The sequence below is a fragment of the Streptomyces regalis genome (genome assembly GCF_001509475.1).
GTDB lineage: Bacteria > Actinomycetota > Actinomycetes > Streptomycetales > Streptomycetaceae > Streptomyces > Streptomyces regalis.
Genome location: NZ_LLZG01000274.1, coordinates 1 through 336 on the forward strand (window position 1 = coordinate 1; position 336 = coordinate 336).

General features: G+C 71.1%; 1 protein-coding gene. It reads left to right on the plus strand.

Annotation, left to right across the window (positions count from 1 at the left end):
• Nucleotides 1–336 (plus strand): transposase family protein (locus tag ADL12_RS25515; protein WP_159053300.1); only part of this gene is annotated, 336 nt, incomplete at both ends.

Below are 336 nucleotides of genomic sequence, written 5' to 3' on the forward strand. Positions count from 1 at the left end.
TCGCCGCCGGGTTCGGGATCAGCGAGTCCACCGCCCACGCCTACACCAGTGCGGTCGTCCACCTGCTCGCCGAACGAGCACCGGGTCTGCTCAAGGTTCCGCGCGAGAGTGAGGCGGACTTCGTTCTGCTGGACGGCACGCTCGCCGAGTACGACCGGGTCGGCGACGGACGGGGCGACTACTCCCAGAGACACCGGCGCCACGGCGTGAACGTGCAGGTTGTCACCGACCCCGGCAGCCGGCTGCTGTGGCTCTCACCCGCCCTGCCGGGCCGGACTCACGACCTGACCGCAGCCCGCACCCACCGGATCATCCGGATCTGCGAGCGCCAGGGCG